Source organism: Nonomuraea deserti (genome assembly GCF_004348685.1).
In the GTDB taxonomy this organism is placed as follows: domain Bacteria; phylum Actinomycetota; class Actinomycetes; order Streptosporangiales; family Streptosporangiaceae; genus Nonomuraea; species Nonomuraea deserti.
Genome location: NZ_SMKO01000075.1, coordinates 26,853 through 42,533 on the forward strand (window position 1 = coordinate 26,853; position 15,681 = coordinate 42,533).

Genomic DNA, 15,681 nt, shown 5'->3' on the forward strand with positions numbered 1-15,681 from the left:
TCAGCCTTTCGGCGGTTCGCCGCGGCGTGGCGGCGGCTCGTCGCCGACCAGGGCATCGATGTCCCGCATGTCCTTGTCGCTGAGCTTGCTGTCCCTGGGTGCGCTCGCCTGCCGGGGCACGTGGGGCGGTTCCTCCTGCGCCGGCTCGGGCGTCGTCGGGCCGCCGGCCCGTTCGCCGGCCGCGCCGGTCGTGGTCGTGCCCCGCGTGGCAGGGGCGTGGGCGGCGAGCTCCGCCTCGGCCGCACGGCGTTCGGCACGCCTGCGCGACATCGAGTGGAAGATGCCGTCCAGGCCGAACCTGCCGCCGCCGAGCACGAGGAACAGCAGGCTCAGCGTGCCCAGCGAGGCCGGCAGCTCCCAGCCGTTGTCGGCGCTCAACGGGCTGGGCCCCCAGTGCATGAAGAAGATGGCGCCCAGCATGTTGACCAGCAGCAGCACCGCCACCGGCCTGACCAGCAGGCCGAGGATCAGGAAGATGCCGCCGACGGTCTCCACGACGGTCGAGTAGGCGGCGGCCACCTCGGGCAGCGGGATCCCCGCTTCTCTGAAGCCCTGCGCGGTGGCGCCCAGGCCGCCCTGCCACTTCTGCCATCCATGAGCCAGGAAGATCACGCCGGTCACCACGCGCGCGATCAGGGCCGCGACGTCGAACAATATTCTTTTCATGGTGATTTCTCCCCCCGTTCCAGATATCCCTCCCCATGTCCGACTTCAGGATGCATTTTCATACCAAGCTTTGACCGTCCACCCTGCGCTGGATCGACACCCACGACGGTGGCAGCATGGCCGTATGACGGAACGTGTGGTCGGAATCGGCGCGGGTGCGAAAGAACTGGCCACCGAGGACATGATCCTCAACATCGGCCCGCAGCACCCGTCCACCCACGGGGTGCTCAGGCTCCGGCTGACGCTCGACGGCGAGCGCATCGCCACCGCCGAACCGATCATCGGCTACATGCACCGCGGCGCGGAGAAACTGTTCGAGGTCCGCGACTACCGCCAGATCATCATGCTCGCCAACCGGCACGACTGGCTGTCGGGGTTCGCCAACGAGCTGGGCGTGGTGCTCGCCGCCGAACGCCTGCTCGGCATGGAGCCGCCGGTCCGGGCCGTGTGGGCGCGTACGCTGCTCGCCGAGCTCAACCGGGTGCTCAACCACCTGATGTTCCTCGGCTCCTACCCCCTGGAGCTGGGCGCGATCACCCCGCTGTTCTACGCCTTCGACGAGCGCGAGCGCATCCAGGCCGTCATGGAGGAGATCTCCGGCGGGCGCATGCACTACATGTTCAACCGGGTCGGCGGGCTCAAGGAGGACCTGCCGCTCGGCTGGCTCGACCGCGTGTCGGCGGCCGTCGCGGAAACCCGCCGCCGCGTGCCCGACATCGAGGACCTCATCCTGCACAACGACATCTTCCTGGCCCGCACCACGGGCGTCGGCGTGCTGACCCACGACCAGATCATGCAGTACGGCGTCAGCGGCCCCATCGCCCGCGCCTCCGGCGTCGACCTCGACCTGCGCCGCGACGACCCCTACCTCGCCTACCCCGAGCTGCCCGTCAAGGTGGTCACCAGGAGCGCGGGCGACTGCCACGCCCGCTTCGAGGTCCTGCTCGACCAGCTCAAGGTCTCGCTCGACCTGGCCGACACCTGCGCCGACCGGCTGCGTGCGCTGCCCCCCGGGCCCATCAACCAGCGGCTGCCCAAGGTGCTCAAGGTGCCGGAGGGCCACACGTACGCGTGGACGGAGAACCCGCTCGGCATCAACGGCTACTACCTCGTCTCCAGGGGCGACAAGACGCCGTGGCGGCTCAAGCTGCGCTCCGCCTCCTACAACAACATCCAGGTGCTGCGCGAGATGTTGCCCGGCCACCTGGTGGCCGACATGGTCGCCATCCTCGGCTCGATGTTCTTCGTCGTGGGTGACATCGACAAGTGACGACACAGGAACGCGACAAGTACGTCGACTGGCTGCGCGCCCTGAGCCTGATCGTCGTGGTGGTGTGGCACTGGGCGTTCACCATCCTCGAATGGAAGCCACACGGCCCCGAGCCCACCAGCCCGCTCGGCTTCACCTCCGGCCTGTGGATCCTCACCTGGCTGCTGCAGGTGCTGCCGCTGTTCTTCTACGTCGGCGGCCACGTGCACCTGCTGTCCTGGAACCGGGCCAGGGAGCGGGGCGTCGGCATCGGCTCGTTCGTCCTGCGGCGCATCCGCGCGCTGGCCTTACCCGCGCTGTTCCTGTCCGGCGTGTGGGTCGTCATCGGAGCCACCGTCACGTGGGCGTTCGACGTCGACTGGATGTGGCGGGTCGTGGTGCTGGTGCTCAGCCCGCTGTGGTTCCTCGGCGTCTACCTGGTGCTGATCGCGCTGCTGCCGGTGGCGCTGTGGCTGCACAGCCGCTACGACGTGCTCGCCCTGATCTGGCTCGGCGGCGCGGCCCTGGTGATCGACGTGGTGCGCTTCAGCTACGGCGTCGACCCGGCGGGCTGGCTCAATATGATCATCGTCTGGGGGCTGGCGCACCAGGCCGGGTTCTTCTACGACCGGGTCGTGGCGCTGCCCCGGCGCTATGACAAGGGACTGCTGTGGACCGGGCTGTTCGCCCTGTTCGGGCTGGTCTACTCGGGCATCTATCCCGGGTCGATGGTGGGCGTGCCCGGCGACAAGTGGTCGAACATGGCGCCCCCCACGTTCGTGATCGTGGCCCTCCTGCTCTTCCAGATCGGGCTCGTGGAGGTGCTGCGGCCGTCCATGGAGCGGGTGCTGGTGCGACCTGGCTGGCGCCGGGTGAACGACTTCATCAACCGCTACTCGCTGCCGCTGTTCCTCTTCCACACCACCGGAATGGCCATCGCGCTGGGGTTGTCGTGGTGGTGGTTCGGCACCATGGGCACCCGGATCCCGCCCGACCTGAAATGGTGGCTGGAGCGTCCCATCGCCGTCATCGGCCCGCTGATCTGCACCGCGCCGGTCATCTACCTCTTCGGCCGGCGCCCCCGTACGCCTGTGCGTCAAAAGAGGGGCGAGGACGTCGGCCGCTCCCTAGGCTCGGAGCATGGCTGACATCGGCTTCCACGCCACCGCCGAGGACGAGCGGATCATCCGTGCCGCGCTGCGGGAGGGCGAGCGGCCGAGCGACGTGATCCGCCGGGCGCTCCGCGTCCTGCACCGGGAGATGTGGCGCGACCGTGTCCGCGCGGGCGCCCGGCGCAGCACCGGAGACCTCTCCGGCGAGCACTAGTCGCGCTTCCGCTCCTCGGGCTCCTTGGGGATGCGGCAGGCGTGCTCCAGGTAGAGGGCGGCGCAGACGAGGAGCACGCACGACACGAACGACCCCGACGCGACCAGGAACTCGCCCCTCGGCGTCTCCCGGTCGAGCAACTGCACCGTGTGCAGCCCGAACCCGGCGAAGATCCCCCCGAACACCGCCCCCGCGTACGCCGACGCCTTCGCCAGCGCGGCCAGCCGGGCCACCGACATCGGCTCCACCGGCTTCGTGCCGGGCTTCCTCGCGATCCGGGCCTTGGTCAGCCATGCGGTGTAGCCCTCGCCGATGGCCAGCAACGTCACCGTGGGGATCGCGGTCCACGGCATGAGCGGCAGGTCGGAGTAGACGGGCTGGATCACCATCCAGGTGAGCAGCGCGACGACGACGAGGATGCCGACCAGATGGCCGGGGCGTGTGGGCCTCAATCCGGCCTCTGCAGTTTCAGGTCCTCGCGCAGGCGTACGCCCTGCCGGTCGAGCCCTTCCAGCAGGTCGGCCACCCGGCCGCGCCCGGGCAGCACCGCCTCAGGGTCGGCCTTCGACCAGGGCACCAGCACGAACGCGCGCTCATGAGCGAGCGGGTGCGGCAGCGTCAATTCGGGATCGTCGCTGACGGACTCGCCCACCACGATCAGGTCGACGTCGAGAGTGCGCGGCCCCCACGGCTCCTCGCGGACCCTGCCGAAGGCGTCCTCGACGTTGAGCGCCCGCTCCAGCAGCCGCGCCGGCTCCAGCGTGGTCTCGGCGATCACGATCGCGTTGAGGTAGGGGCGCTGCCCGGGCGGGCCGCCGACCGGGTCGGTCTCGTAGACGGGGGACGCCTGGACGAACTCCAGCCCAGGGGCGTCGAACAAGGTGTCGACGGCGCCCTGCAACGTCTGGAAGCGGGCGCCCAGGTTGCTCCCCAGGGCGATGACGGCCTTCATCAGCGGCTCCGCTCGATCGTCACGACCACGTCGTCGAACGGCAGCGGGATGGGCGCCGCCGGCTTGTGCACGCTCACCTCGGCCTTGCGTACCAGCTCGCTGGACAGGCACACGTCGGCCAGCCGCTGCGCGAGCGTCTCGATCAGCTCGACCGGCTCCCCCTCCACGACCCTGACGAGGGCCTCGGCCAGCTCGCCGTAGTGGACGGTCTTGGTGAGGTCGTCGCCGGCCGCCGCCGGGGCGGTGTCGAGGAACAGTGTCGCGTCGATCACGAACTCCTGCCCGAGCTCCCGCTCGGCAGCGAGCACGCCGTGTCTCCCCCTGGCCCGCAGACCCTTGAGAGCGATGCGGTCAGCGCTCAAGCTCGCCGTCCTCCTCCTCGTCGTCGTCGCTCTGGAGCACCGGCGAGCCGTGGTGCATCCACAACCGCCACCCCTGCGGGGTGCGGAGGTAGACGTTGCTGGCCACCACCTTGCCCGCGGCGAAGCTGGACTCACCCTCCTCGCCGGCGGTGAGGATGTTCTCCACGCAGGTGAGCACGGCCACGTCACCCAGCACGGTCGTGTTGACGTCGGTCAGCACGAACTGGATGTAGGTGGTGTTGGCCATGATCAGCGCCCATGAGCGCAGCACCTCGGAGCGGCCCGTCAGCAGGGTCCAGCCCGGGTGCACGCAGCTCACCTGCTCGTCACCGGAGTCCTCCGCCCAGATCTCGGTCATCTTGTCGAGATCGGCGTTCTCGATCGCGGTGTAGAACTCCTGGTTCACCGTCTCGATAGCGGCGGTGTCGACGCTCATGTGTTGGCTCCGGCTCTCTTCCATGCGGCGGCCACGCGCACGGCATCGGCATTGGGACCTACCTCGTGCACGCGCACGCACCAGGCGCCCGCGTGGGCGGCCAGCGCGGTCACCGCCAGCGTGGCGTCGTCGCTGCGGCTGAACGGCCGGGGCGTGCCGTCGGGGCCGGCCAGCAGCCGGCCGAGGAACCGTTTGCGCGACGCCCCCACCAGCAGCGGGAAACCCAGCTCGGCGAGTTTCGGGATGCCGGCCAGCAGCGCCCAGTTGTGGTCGGCGTTCTTCGCGAAGCCGAGACCGGGGTCGATCACGATCTGCTCCTCCGTGACGCCCTCCGCCAGCACCAGATCGACCCGCTTGCTCAGCTCTTCGCGCACCTCGGTGACCACGTCGGCGTAGACGGCGCGGCTGTCCATGTCGTGGCTGTGGCCGCGCCAGTGCATCACGACGTAGGGGACGCCGGTCGCGGCGACCGCGCGGGGCATCTCGGGGTCGGCCAGCCCGCCGCTCACGTCGTTGACGAGCCGCGCGCCCGCCTCGACCGCGGCCCTCGCGACCTCGGCCCGCATCGTGTCGACGCTGACCCGCACGCCCTCCGCGTCGAGCGCCCTGATCACCGGCAGGATCCGGGTCAGCTCTTCCTGCAGCGACACCCTGGCGGCGCCGGGACGGGTGGACTCGCCGCCCACGTCGACGATGTCGGCGCCCTCACGGACCAGGTCGAGGCCGTGCTGGATCGCGGCGTCCTCGTCGAACCACCGGCCGCCGTCGGAGAACGAATCGGGCGTCACATTGACCACGCCCATGACGAGGCACCGGTCCGCACCTCCCGGCACGTTCATGGGCACGCTAGTCATGGGCCAAGCCTAGGCGCTTGCGGACACCTGATGACATCGTGGGTACCCCGTTCAGTCGTCAGCGGCCCAGGATCAGCGCCATCGCCTCGGATCGGGTCTTGTCGCTGGTGCGGAAGTCACCGCGAACGGCCGAGGTCACGGTCTTGGCGCCGGGCTTGCGCACCCCCCGCATCGTCATGCACAGATGCTCGGCCTCGACCACCACGATGACGCCGCGCGGCTCCAGCACCCGCATGAGCGCGTCGGCGATCTGCGAGGTCATGCGCTCCTGCACCTGAGGACGGCGGGCGAACACGTCGACCAGGCGGGCCAGCTTGGACAGGCCCGTCACCTCGCCGCGCTGGTTGGGGATGTAGCCCACGTGGGCCACCCCGTGGAACGGGACCAGGTGGTGCTCGCAGGTCGAATAGACCTCGATGTCCCTGACGAGCACCATCTCGTCGTGGTCGACGTCGAAAACCTTGGTCAGTACGTCTTCAGGCGTCTGGCCGAGCCCGGAATATTGCTCGGCCATGGCGCGGGCTACCCGGGCGGGCGTGTCGAGGAGGCCGTCGCGGTCGGGATCTTCGCCGATGGCGTAGAGGATCTCGCGAACGGCCTTCTCGATCCGCCCCTGGTCGATGTCGTGCTGAGTCACGCACTGTCTCCGGACGGGAGGGCGTCCTGGTGGCCCGCGCTGAGCGAGCCGTTGGCCGACTGCTCCTTCGGGGTCAGGATCGGCGGGCGGTCGGAGGGCAGCCGCTTGCCGTAGCCCGCGTAGGACGGGCGGTGCTCCCTGATGACCACCGGGCTGAAGATCTGGAGGACCTGCTCGCGGGAGAGGGTCTCCTTCTCCATGAGCTCGAGCACGAGGTTGTCGAGCACGTCGCGGTATTCGACCAGGATGTCCCAGGCCTGGTCGTGCGCCGTCTCGATCATCCGGCGGACCTCCTCGTCGATCGTGGAGGCGATCTTCTCGGAGTAGTCGCGCTCGTGACCCATCTCGCGCCCGAGGAAGACCTCGGCCTGGCCGCTGCCGAACTTACGGGCGCCGAGCTGCTCGCTCATGCCGTATTCGGTCACCATGCGGCGGGCGACGGCCGTGGCCTTCTCGATGTCGTTGGAGGCGCCGGTGGTCGGCTCGTGGAAGACGAGCTCCTCCGCCGCGCGGCCGCCGAGCAACATCGCGAGCTGGTCCATCATCTCCGACCTGGTGGCCAGGAACTTGTCCTCCATCGGCAGCGTCATCGTGTAGCCGAGCGCGCGGCCGCGGGACAGAATCGTGATCTTGTGCACCGGGTCGGAATTGGGCAACGCGTGCGCCACCAGCGCGTGACCGCCCTCGTGGTAGGCGATCATCTTCTTTTCCTTGTCGGACATGACCCGCGTCTTGCGCTCGGGCCCTGCCATGACACGGTCGATCGACTCCTCGAGGAGCTCCATCGTGATCAGCTTCTGGTCGGCCCGCGCGGTGAGCAGGGCCGCCTCGTTGATCACGTTGGCCAGGTCGGCGCCGGTGAACCCGGGGGTGCGGCGCGCGATGACGTCGAGGTCGACGTCGGGGGCGAACGGCTTGCCCCGCCCGTGCACCTTGAGGATGCCCTTGCGGCCCTCGAGGTCGGGCCGGTCGACGGTGACCTGCCGGTCGAAACGGCCCGGACGCAGCAGCGCCGGGTCGAGGATGTCGGGCCGGTTGGTGGCCGCGATGAGGATCACGCCGCCCTTGACGTCGAAGCCGTCCATCTCGACGAGCAGCTGGTTGAGCGTCTGCTCGCGCTCGTCGTGACCGCCGCCCAGGCCGGCGCCGCGGTGGCGGCCGACCGCGTCGATCTCGTCGATGAAGATGATCGCCGGGGCGTTGGCCTTGGCCTGCTCGAACAGGTCACGGACACGCGAGGCGCCGACACCGACGAACATCTCGACGAAGTCGGAGCCGGAGATCGAGTAGAACGGCACGCCCGCCTCACCCGCGACCGCGCGGGCCAGCAGCGTCTTGCCGGTGCCGGGCGGGCCGTAGAGCAGCACACCCTTGGGGATCTTGGCGCCGATCGCCTGGAACTTGGCCGGGGCCTGCAGGAACTCCTTGATCTCCTGGAGCTCCTCGATGGCCTCGTCAGCGCCGGCGACGTCGGAGAAGGTCGTCTTGGGGGTGTCTTTGGTGATCAGCTTGGCCTTCGACTTGCCGAAGTTCATCACCCGGGAGCCGCCGCCCTGCATCTGGTTCATGATGAACAGGAAGATCAGCACGATGATGACGATCGGCAGGAAGCTCACCAGGAGGCTCACCAGGAAGTTTTCCTGCGGCACCTCGGTGGTGAAGCTCTTGGTCTTGCCTGCGTCGACCTGAGCCTGGAGCTCGTCGGTCAGCTTGCTGCCGTAACCGGTGACCCAGTCCGACTGGATCAGCTTCGTCGGGGCGTCGCCGGCCTTCACCACGACAGGGTTGGTCAGCGTCACCTCGATCCGGTTGTCCTTATCAATGATCTTGGCGTTGCTGACGTTTCCGGCGCGAATCTGCTGGAGAACCAGGGACGTGTCGGCCGGCTTGTAATTGCCGCCACCGCTCCAGAGCTGGGTGACGAGCAGGAGCAGCACGACGATGCCCAGGATCCACAGCAGTGGCCCACGTGTAAATCGCTTGAGATCCATCCGATGCGGAACCCCTTGCGGGCCCGTCCCTTCCTGACCATGGCCTTGAACCCCGGGTCGCCCCGGGGCCGCGGCATCCGACACCGCGACTTCTGACTACCCGAAGGGGACACGGGGTCACCCTTCAGAAGTCCGAAGGTACACCGGCACAGCGCACGGAGGGACCCGCCCGCTACACCGGTCTTGCCCTATCAACGTACGTCACGTTGCGCAGTGTTCCCGGCCCGCCGGGAACGCCGGCTGGATTGCTAGGTGTAAACGTGCGGAGCGAGCGTGCCGATGAACGGCAGATTGCGGTATCGCTCCGCGTAGTCGAGCCCGTAACCGATGACGAACTCGCTGGGAATGTCGAAACCGACGTATTTCACCTCGATAGGCACCTTCACCGCGTCAGGTTTGCGGAGCGCGGCGCAGATCTCCAGCGAGGCCGGATTGCGCGACTTCAGGTTTTCCAGCAGCCAGTGCAGGGTCAGCCCGGAGTCGATGATGTCCTCGACGATCAGCACATGGCGGTCGAGGATGTCGGTGTCGAGGTCTTTCAGCACGCGCACGACGCCGGACGACTTGGTGCCGGCGCCGTAGGACGACACCGCCATCCAGTCCATCTGCACGGGCACGTGCAGAGCCCTCGCCAGGTCGGCCATCACCATGACCGCGCCTTTGAGCACGCCCACGAGCAGGACTTCCTTGCCCTCATAGTCCTCGTCGATCCGGCCGGCGAGCTCTTTGATCCTGGCCTGGAGGTCGTCCTCGGAGATGAGGACCTTCTCCAGGTCATTGCCCATGTCGGCAGCGTCCACCTGTGGTTCCTTACGGGATGGGACTGATGGCGAGTATCAGGGTGCCATACCGCCGGACGGCCGACAGACCCCCGGGCAGGTCCACCGCCTTCTGCCCGTGCCACCGCGTGACCAGCCGGTCCACGGCCAGCACGTGGGCGGCGGACAGGGCTCCCGGCGGTGCTCCCGCCGCGATGGCCGCACGGCGCAGGACCCTCCGCCTGACGGCGTCGGGCAGCTTCTCCACCTCCGCCGTGGACAGCGTGACCGACCCCCCGATATCGCTTAGAGCGCAATTCCGGTACGCCGACTCCGCCCACTGGTCCAGGGCGTCAGCGTCCTCGCGCGCCATCCCCGCAGTCCTCGCGAGCGCCTCCGCGACCCCCGGGCCGAGCTCCTTCTCCAGCACCGGCAGCACGTGCCTCCTGACACGGACCCTCGTGTAGCGGGGATCCACGTTGTGCGGGTCGTCCCACGGAGACAGGCGCAGCGCCCGGCAGGCGGCGACCGTGGTCGCCCGCGGGAGGTGGAGGAACGGGCGGAGCCAGCGGCCGTTCCTGACCGCCATGCCGGACAACGAACGCAGGCCGCTCCCTCTCGCCAGGCCGAGCAGGACCGTCTCCGCCTGGTCGTCCCTCGTGTGGCCGAGCAGGACCGCCGGCGCCTGGAGCCGGTCGGCCGCCTCGGCCAGCGCCGCGTATCGCGCCTCCCTGGCCGCCGCCTCGGGACCGCCATCCGTGCCCACCGTCACCGTGAGCACCTCCACCGGATCGAGACCCATCCCCCGGGCCAGCCCCGCCACCGTCTCGGCGCGCTCGGCCGAGCCCGGCTGGAGCCGGTGGTCCACGGTCAGCACCCCCGCCCGCAGGCCCATCCTGGGAGCCACGAACGCCAGGGCGGCCGACAGGGCAAGGGAGTCGGCTCCGCCGCTGCACGCCGCCAGGACCAGCGCGCCCTCCTCGACGTCGGCCAGCGCCTCGCGCACGACCCTGCGCACGTCGGCTACTGCTGGATGTGGCCCCACGGGCCCATTCTCCCGGCTCCCGCCGCTCCTGCGACCACCCGCACGCCCTCCGCCCGCCCTACGACCACCCTGTCGAAGTGCGGCCGTCCCTGCGACAACCCACACGGCCTCCGACCACCCCAACGGCAACCCCGTCGAAATGTGACCGCCCCTACGACAACTTGCATGGAGTGCGGCCGCCGCTGGCGACCCGGTTGGATGCGACCGTCACTACGGCAACTCGCCTGGCGTCCGCCGTCGCTACGGCGACCCGGTTGGAGTGCGGTCGTCCCTACGGCGCCTGGCAGGGAGTGTGGCTGCCGCAGCAACCCGGCCGGCGTGCGGCAACCCGGTTGTGCGACCGCCCCGCCGGAACCCCTGGCACGCAAGACGCCGGACCTACGGGCGCGGGACCAGCACACCCCTCGGAGACCCGCGTACCGTCAAGCGTCCACGGCACCGGCAGGCCGACGCGACACGTGCGCGGTCCCGGAGGGCGGCGCGACACGTGCGCGGCCCCGGAGGGCAACGTGACGCATGCGCGGCCCCGGAGGTTGACGTGACACGTGCGCGCTCCGGGAGGGGCGGCGCGGCGTCCTGTTCTCGGCGGCGCTTTCGGCGGAAGGCGGGTGCGCGGGTCAGGCAGGGAGGGCCGGGGTGCCTATGACGCGGGCGACCCAGGCGTCAGGGTCGGAGATCTCCGGTGTCGTCGGCAGCGTCTCGGGCGAGGTCCAGATCTTGTTGAAGCCGTCCATGCCGACTCGGTCGACCACGGTGCGGACGAAGGCCGAGCCCTCCGCGTACTGCTTCATCTTGACCTCGATCCCCAGCAGGCGCCGGACCGTGCGGTCGAGGCGGGAGCCGCCCTCGCGGCGCTGGGCGAACTTGGCGCGGATGTCGGCCACCGACGGCACCACCGAGGGGCCGACGGCGTCCATGACGTAGTCGCCGTGCCCTTCGACCAGGGTCATCACGGCCGTCAGGCGGTCGAGGATCTCCTTCTGGCCGGGCGACTGGATGGCGTCGATGAGGTTGCCCTCGCCGCCGCGCACCACGTCGGCCACCGTGTCGGCGGCGTTGCGCAGGCGTTCGAGCAGGGTGGGCAGGTCGAGGTCGGACGCGAGCAGGAACTCGGTCATCTGCGACCGCACGTATTCGCGCAGCCATGTCACGCCCGTGAACTGGACGCGGTGGGTCTCCTCGTGGAGGCAGACCCAGAGGCGGAAGTCGTGCGGGTCGACGCCCATCTCGCGCTCGGCGTGGACGATGTTGGGCGCGACCAGGGTCAGGCGGCCCGTCGGCTCCTCGCCCGTCGGGTCGGGCGGGAGGAAGAGCTCGTACTGGCCCAGCACCCGCGAGGCCAGGAACGCCAGGACGGCGCCGACCTCGACGCCCGTGATGCGGGAGCCCACGGCCGTGACGATGGCGGGTGGCGGGTTGTCGCCGCCGCCCATGCGCTGGGTCAAGGGTTCGAGCACCACGCGGAAGCCCTCGACGTTGGCCTTGATCCAGCCCGGCCGGTCGACGATGGTCGCGGGCTGCGGCGCGGTGTCCGTGTGAATTTTCGTGAACTCGCGCACGTGGCCCTCGGCCTCACGTGACAGGGTGCGGAGCTCGGCGACGGCCTGCCTGGCCTCCTCCCGGCTCACCTGAGGACCGGGGCGCACCAGGCGCGTGCCGGTCGTGACGGCCAGATCCCAGTCGATCACCTGCATAACGTCCACCGTACGTGCTTCTCGTCGTGCCCGCGAAGGTCCTGGCCGAGCCACGTTCCGCAGGATCGCCATAAACCCGCGAGGGAGCGCCGGTGTCTGGACTGAGGAGACAGGGAGCGCAGCGACCGAACGACGAGGGAAGACACCGGACCCCAGCGACCGAGCCGCGATCCGCAGGATCGCCATCAACACCGCGAGGGAGCGCCGGTGTCTGGACTGAGGAGACAGGGAGCGCAGCGACCGAACGACGAGGGAAGACACCGGACCCCAGCGACCGAGCCACGATCCGCAGGATCGCCATGTTAGCTGCGGGCGACGATGGCGGCGAGGCGGTCGAGTACGGGTTCGGCGTTGACCGGTACGTGGTCGGCCATGAAGGCGAACGTGACCAGCCGCCCGTCCTTCGTGGTGGCCAGTCCGGCCAGGGTGTTGACGTTGTTAAGGGTGCCGGTCTTGGCGCGTACGAGGCCGACCTGCCCCTTGCTGTCGGCGGCGGTGAAGCGGCGGCCGTTGCCGAGGGTGCCGGAGAAGCCGGCGATCGGCATGCCTGAGGCGATGGCGTGCAGGTCGGGGTGGTTCGGGGAGCCGGCCATGGCGATGATCTTGGCCAGGGCGTGGGGGCTGATGCGGTTGCGGATGGACAGGCCGCTGCCGTCGGAGAGCGCGGCGACGCCCTGGGCGGCCCCGAGCCGCTGGAGTACGGCGATCACGCCCTTGGCTCCTCCTTCGAACGACGCCTGTTGTCCTTCCTTGAGTGCGACGTGCCTCATCAGCGCCTCGGCCATGTCGTTGTCGCTCTCGGTCAGGGTGTGCTCCACGAGGGCGTAGATGGGGGCGGAGTCGACCCGGCCCAGTTCGGCGGCGCCGGCGGGGGCCTTGGCCTGGCGTAGGGATTTCGAGACCGCGATGCCCTCCTTCTTGAGGAGCCTGGCGAAGGCGCTGGCGGCGTATCGGGGCGGGTCGTCGACTCTGGGGGCGTTGTATTGGGGGTGCCGGCGGCCCTCGTCGATGGCGAGGGCGTGGACGGTGGCCACGTTGCCGTCGGGGATGTAGCTCGGCTTCCAGCCGTCGGCCTTGGCTGAGCCGACGAAGAGGGATGTGTCGTAGGAAAGGGTGACTTTCTTGATGTTCTGCGACTTCAGCGTGGCGGCGGTGCGGGCGGCCAGCGTGCGGAGCGAGGCCTGCTTCGGGTAGCCGGGCTTGGCCGAGGGGCCGGCGAGCAGCGGGTCGCCGCCGCCCACGAGGACGGCGGTGCCGGGTTTGGCGCCCTGGACGACCCTGGTGGTCAGGCGGGTGTCGGGCCCGAGAGAGGCGAGCGCGGCGGCGCAGACGGCGATCTTCGTCGTCGAGGCGGGCACGAAGGCGGCGTCGGCGTTGGAGGCGAAGATCTGCTGGCCGGTGACCGCGTCGAGCACGACGGCGCCGACCCTGTCACCCAGGGCCCGGTCACCCAGCGCGCGGGTGAGCTGCCGCGTCAAAGTACTCTTGGTCGGGAGAGGTCCGTCTCCGGGCTTCACCGGAAGCTGGGCCAGCACAGGTCCCGCGGTGACCACGGGGACGGGGGGAGACTCTTCCTGCGGTGACTTCGTCGGCCCGGCCGGTGGAGACTGCCCCGTCAACGCGCTGAGGCTGAAGCCGGTGGTCATCGCGTAAACGCCGATGACGATGGTCAGGGCTTGGAGCACGACGAGGGTGGTCAGCATCACCCACCTGTCGTGCCGCGCCACGTCGCCTGCCCTCTCTTCAGAGTTCGCCTACGAGACATTAACGCCCAGCCGGGGGTGCCCGGGGGCTGAGCGGGGGAGAGAAGACCGGACCGGGCCCCGGGGAAGCAGGTGATCGTGTCCCCAGACGCCTGGCGAGGTGCTCTCGACCCATGAGAGAGGACCGCGGTGGAGTTCGACGTTGTCGTAGAGATTCCCAAGGGGCAACGGAACAAGTACGAGGTGGACCACGAAACCGGGAAGATCAGGCTCGACCGGCTCCTGTTCACCTCCACGCAGTACCCCGCCGACTACGGCTTCATCGAGAACACCCTCGGTGAGGACGGCGACCCGCTGGACGCGCTGGTGCTGCTGCAGGAGCCGACGTTCCCCGGCTGCTACATCACGTGCCGGGCGGTGGGCATGTTCAGGATGACCGATGAGAAGGGCGGCGACGACAAGGTCCTCTGCGTCCCCTCGACCGACCCGCGGATGCACCACATCCAGGACATCCATCACGTGTCGGAGTTCGACCGGCTGGAGATCCAGCACTTCTTCGAGGTCTACAAGGACCTCGAGCCGGGCAAGTCGGTCGAGGGCGCCAACTGGGTGGGCCGCATCGAGGCGGAGGCCGAGATCGAGCGCTCCTTCCGGCGGGCCAAGGACGAGGGACACGACGGTCACTGACCGTCAGCGGGGCCTGGTGGCGCCCACCAGGTCCCCGCGGTAGATCGAGGCGACCCGTACGACGTCGCCGGTCTGCGGCGCGTGCACCATCTGGCCCCGGCCGACGTAGATCCCCACGTGGTGGATGGTGCCGGGGTCGTCGGTGACGCGGCCGAAGAACACCAGGTCGCCGCGGCGCAGCTGGTCGAGCGGCACGTGCGGGCCGGACGTCCACTGGGTGCCGGTCCAGTGGTCGAGCCGCACGCCGACCTTCTCCCAGGCGCGCATGGTGAGCCCCGAGCAGTCGTAGGTCTCGGGCCCGTCGGCCGCCCACACGTACGGCTTGCCGAGCTGGGTGAGCGCCCAGTTGGCGGCGACGTCCCCCAGTGCGGAGCCGCGCGAGACGAGCCCGGTGAGCGACGCGGCCGCGGCCTTGCGGCGGGCCAGCAGCTGGGCGCGGGTGCGGGCAGCGTCGACCTTGCGCTGGAGGTGCTCCTCGCGGGCCCGCAGTGCCTTCGTGTCGCGCCGCTGCCTGGCCACGGCCTCCGTGGCGGCGATCTTGGCGAGTCTGGCGCGTTCGGTGGCGGCCCGGTGGGCGTTGTAGGCGTTGGCGGCCTGGATGCGCAGGATGGTCGCGACCTCCTGGGCGTCGCGCATCCTGGCGAGGATCGCGGCCCGCTCACTGCTCATGTGCTCGAGCACGCCCGCCCGGTGCAGCATGCCGTCCGTTCCGCCCTGGTCGATGAGGATGCCGAGGAACGGCTCCCGCATCGCCGCGCCGCCGTAGGTCTCCGCCGCCAGCAGCGCGACGTCGCGCCGGGCCAGCTCGACCTCGGCGTCGGCCGCCGCGAGGCGCGCCTTCGCCTGCTCGTTGGCCTGCTCGGCGCGCCGGAGCTGGACGAGCTCCCCGTTGTACGCCTCCACCAGCCGCTCGACCTCGGCCGCCAGCCGGCCGAGCCGTGACTGGGCGGTGGCCAGCCTGGCGCTGGTCTCCCCCAGCCGCTTCGACCGCTCGCGTACGGTCTGGCGGGCCTTCTTGACGTCGCGCGAGGAGGGGACGGGCTCCGCCATGACCGGCGGGCACATGCCGACCAGAAGGCAGCCCGCGAGCAGCCCAGCCCGGAATGCGCGCATAGGTCCCCCTGGAAACAGATGGTCACTCTATGCACACAGTCCCCGGCAGTTGCCGCGCGTAACAGGGGTTTACGCAGGTCAGCCGCTTTCCGTAGGCGTTGACGAGGGTTCCCCGGTGTGCGGCGGGGTGGCCGTTTGCGTCGGCTTGGTAGTGGTCGGGGTGGGCGTCACCGTGACGGTCGGGGTTGTGGTCGGGGTGGGGGTGCGG

The 15,681-nt window shown here is 69.8% G+C and carries 18 protein-coding genes; 4 read left to right on the forward strand and 14 right to left on the reverse strand.

The window, feature by feature from the left end; all coding sequences use genetic code 11:
• Positions 1-666: a DoxX family protein gene (locus E1292_RS25645; protein WP_132597761.1), complete on the reverse strand. Its 666-nt coding sequence runs from the start codon at positions 664-666 to the stop codon at positions 1-3.
• A 124-nt stretch (positions 667-790) separates the two neighbouring features.
• Between E1292_RS25645 and E1292_RS25650 the strand changes: the two genes are divergently transcribed.
• The 3 genes from E1292_RS25650 to E1292_RS25660 are packed head-to-tail and all read left to right on the forward strand — an operon-like array spanning position 791 to position 3,241.
• A complete protein-coding gene (locus tag E1292_RS25650; protein WP_132597762.1) occupies positions 791-1,936 on the forward strand; it encodes an NADH-quinone oxidoreductase subunit D in 1,146 nt (381 codons plus the stop codon).
• Positions 1,933-3,063 carry an acyltransferase family protein gene (locus E1292_RS25655; protein ID WP_220447058.1) on the forward strand — a complete coding sequence of 377 codons (1,131 nt, stop codon included), beginning with the start codon at positions 1,933-1,935 and terminating at the stop codon, positions 3,061-3,063. Before E1292_RS25650 ends, E1292_RS25655 begins: the two co-directional genes overlap by 4 nt.
• On the forward strand, positions 3,056-3,241 hold the full coding sequence (locus tag E1292_RS25660) for a hypothetical protein (RefSeq protein ID WP_132597763.1): 186 nt from the start codon (positions 3,056-3,058) through the stop codon (positions 3,239-3,241). Before E1292_RS25655 ends, E1292_RS25660 begins: the two co-directional genes overlap by 8 nt.
• Here E1292_RS25660 and E1292_RS25665 read toward each other — a convergent pair.
• From E1292_RS25665 to dacB, 11 genes are all read right to left on the reverse strand, one after another.
• On the reverse strand, positions 3,238-3,693 hold the full coding sequence (locus E1292_RS25665) for a DUF3180 domain-containing protein (protein ID WP_132597764.1): 456 nt from the start codon (positions 3,691-3,693) through the stop codon (positions 3,238-3,240). The two genes, E1292_RS25660 and E1292_RS25665, sit on opposite strands and share 4 nt — an antisense overlap.
• Positions 3,690-4,193, reverse strand: a complete 504-nt coding sequence (gene folK / locus E1292_RS25670) for a 2-amino-4-hydroxy-6-hydroxymethyldihydropteridine diphosphokinase (RefSeq protein WP_132597765.1) — start codon at positions 4,191-4,193, stop codon at positions 3,690-3,692. The genes E1292_RS25665 and folK overlap by 4 nt, the downstream gene beginning before the upstream one ends.
• A complete protein-coding gene (gene folB / locus E1292_RS25675; protein ID WP_132597766.1) occupies positions 4,193-4,555 on the reverse strand; it encodes a dihydroneopterin aldolase in 363 nt (120 codons plus the stop codon). The genes folK and folB overlap by 1 nt, the downstream gene beginning before the upstream one ends.
• Positions 4,545-4,991, reverse strand: a complete 447-nt coding sequence (locus E1292_RS25680) for a nuclear transport factor 2 family protein (protein WP_132332063.1) — start codon at positions 4,989-4,991, stop codon at positions 4,545-4,547. The genes folB and E1292_RS25680 overlap by 11 nt, the downstream gene beginning before the upstream one ends.
• Entirely contained in the window at positions 4,988-5,845 is an 858-nt protein-coding gene (gene folP / locus E1292_RS25685; protein WP_165974735.1) for a dihydropteroate synthase, read from the reverse strand. The genes E1292_RS25680 and folP overlap by 4 nt, the downstream gene beginning before the upstream one ends.
• Before the next feature lie 58 nt (positions 5,846-5,903).
• Positions 5,904-6,482 (reverse strand): GTP cyclohydrolase I FolE, encoded by a 579-nt coding sequence (gene folE / locus E1292_RS25690; protein WP_132597767.1) that lies wholly within the window; start codon positions 6,480-6,482, stop codon positions 5,904-5,906.
• Positions 6,479-8,473 carry an ATP-dependent zinc metalloprotease FtsH gene (gene ftsH / locus E1292_RS25695; RefSeq protein ID WP_132597768.1) on the reverse strand — a complete coding sequence of 665 codons (1,995 nt, stop codon included), beginning with the start codon at positions 8,471-8,473 and terminating at the stop codon, positions 6,479-6,481. Before ftsH ends, folE begins: the two co-directional genes overlap by 4 nt.
• A 248-nt stretch (positions 8,474-8,721) precedes the next feature.
• Complete coding sequence (gene hpt, locus E1292_RS25700; protein ID WP_132597769.1) at positions 8,722-9,273, reverse strand: hypoxanthine phosphoribosyltransferase; 552 nt, start codon at positions 9,271-9,273, stop codon at positions 8,722-8,724.
• Between the two features lie 10 nt (positions 9,274-9,283).
• Positions 9,284-10,276 (reverse strand): tRNA lysidine(34) synthetase TilS, encoded by a 993-nt coding sequence (tilS, locus tag E1292_RS25705; protein WP_132597770.1) that lies wholly within the window; start codon positions 10,274-10,276, stop codon positions 9,284-9,286.
• A 617-nt stretch (positions 10,277-10,893) separates the two neighbouring features.
• Complete coding sequence (locus E1292_RS25710; RefSeq protein WP_181958293.1) at positions 10,894-11,970, reverse strand: zinc-dependent metalloprotease; 1,077 nt, start codon at positions 11,968-11,970, stop codon at positions 10,894-10,896.
• Between the two features lie 302 nt (positions 11,971-12,272).
• The gene (gene dacB, locus E1292_RS25715; protein WP_246090328.1) at positions 12,273-13,673 is read right to left on the reverse strand and encodes a D-alanyl-D-alanine carboxypeptidase/D-alanyl-D-alanine endopeptidase; all 1,401 of its coding nucleotides are present in this window, start codon (positions 13,671-13,673) and stop codon (positions 12,273-12,275) included.
• A gap of 189 nt (positions 13,674-13,862) precedes the next feature.
• Here dacB and E1292_RS25720 point away from each other — a divergent pair, with 189 nt between their 5' ends.
• Positions 13,863-14,360 carry an inorganic diphosphatase gene (locus E1292_RS25720; protein WP_132342097.1) on the forward strand — a complete coding sequence of 166 codons (498 nt, stop codon included), beginning with the start codon at positions 13,863-13,865 and terminating at the stop codon, positions 14,358-14,360.
• 3 nt (positions 14,361-14,363) lie between these two features.
• Here E1292_RS25720 and E1292_RS25725 read toward each other — a convergent pair whose 3' ends face one another.
• Positions 14,364-15,473, reverse strand: a complete 1,110-nt coding sequence (locus E1292_RS25725) for a C40 family peptidase (RefSeq protein WP_132597772.1) — start codon at positions 15,471-15,473, stop codon at positions 14,364-14,366.
• A gap of 22 nt (positions 15,474-15,495) precedes the next feature.
• On the reverse strand, positions 15,496-15,681 hold a 186-nt coding region (locus E1292_RS52825), incomplete at its 5' end, for a hypothetical protein (RefSeq protein ID WP_220447059.1).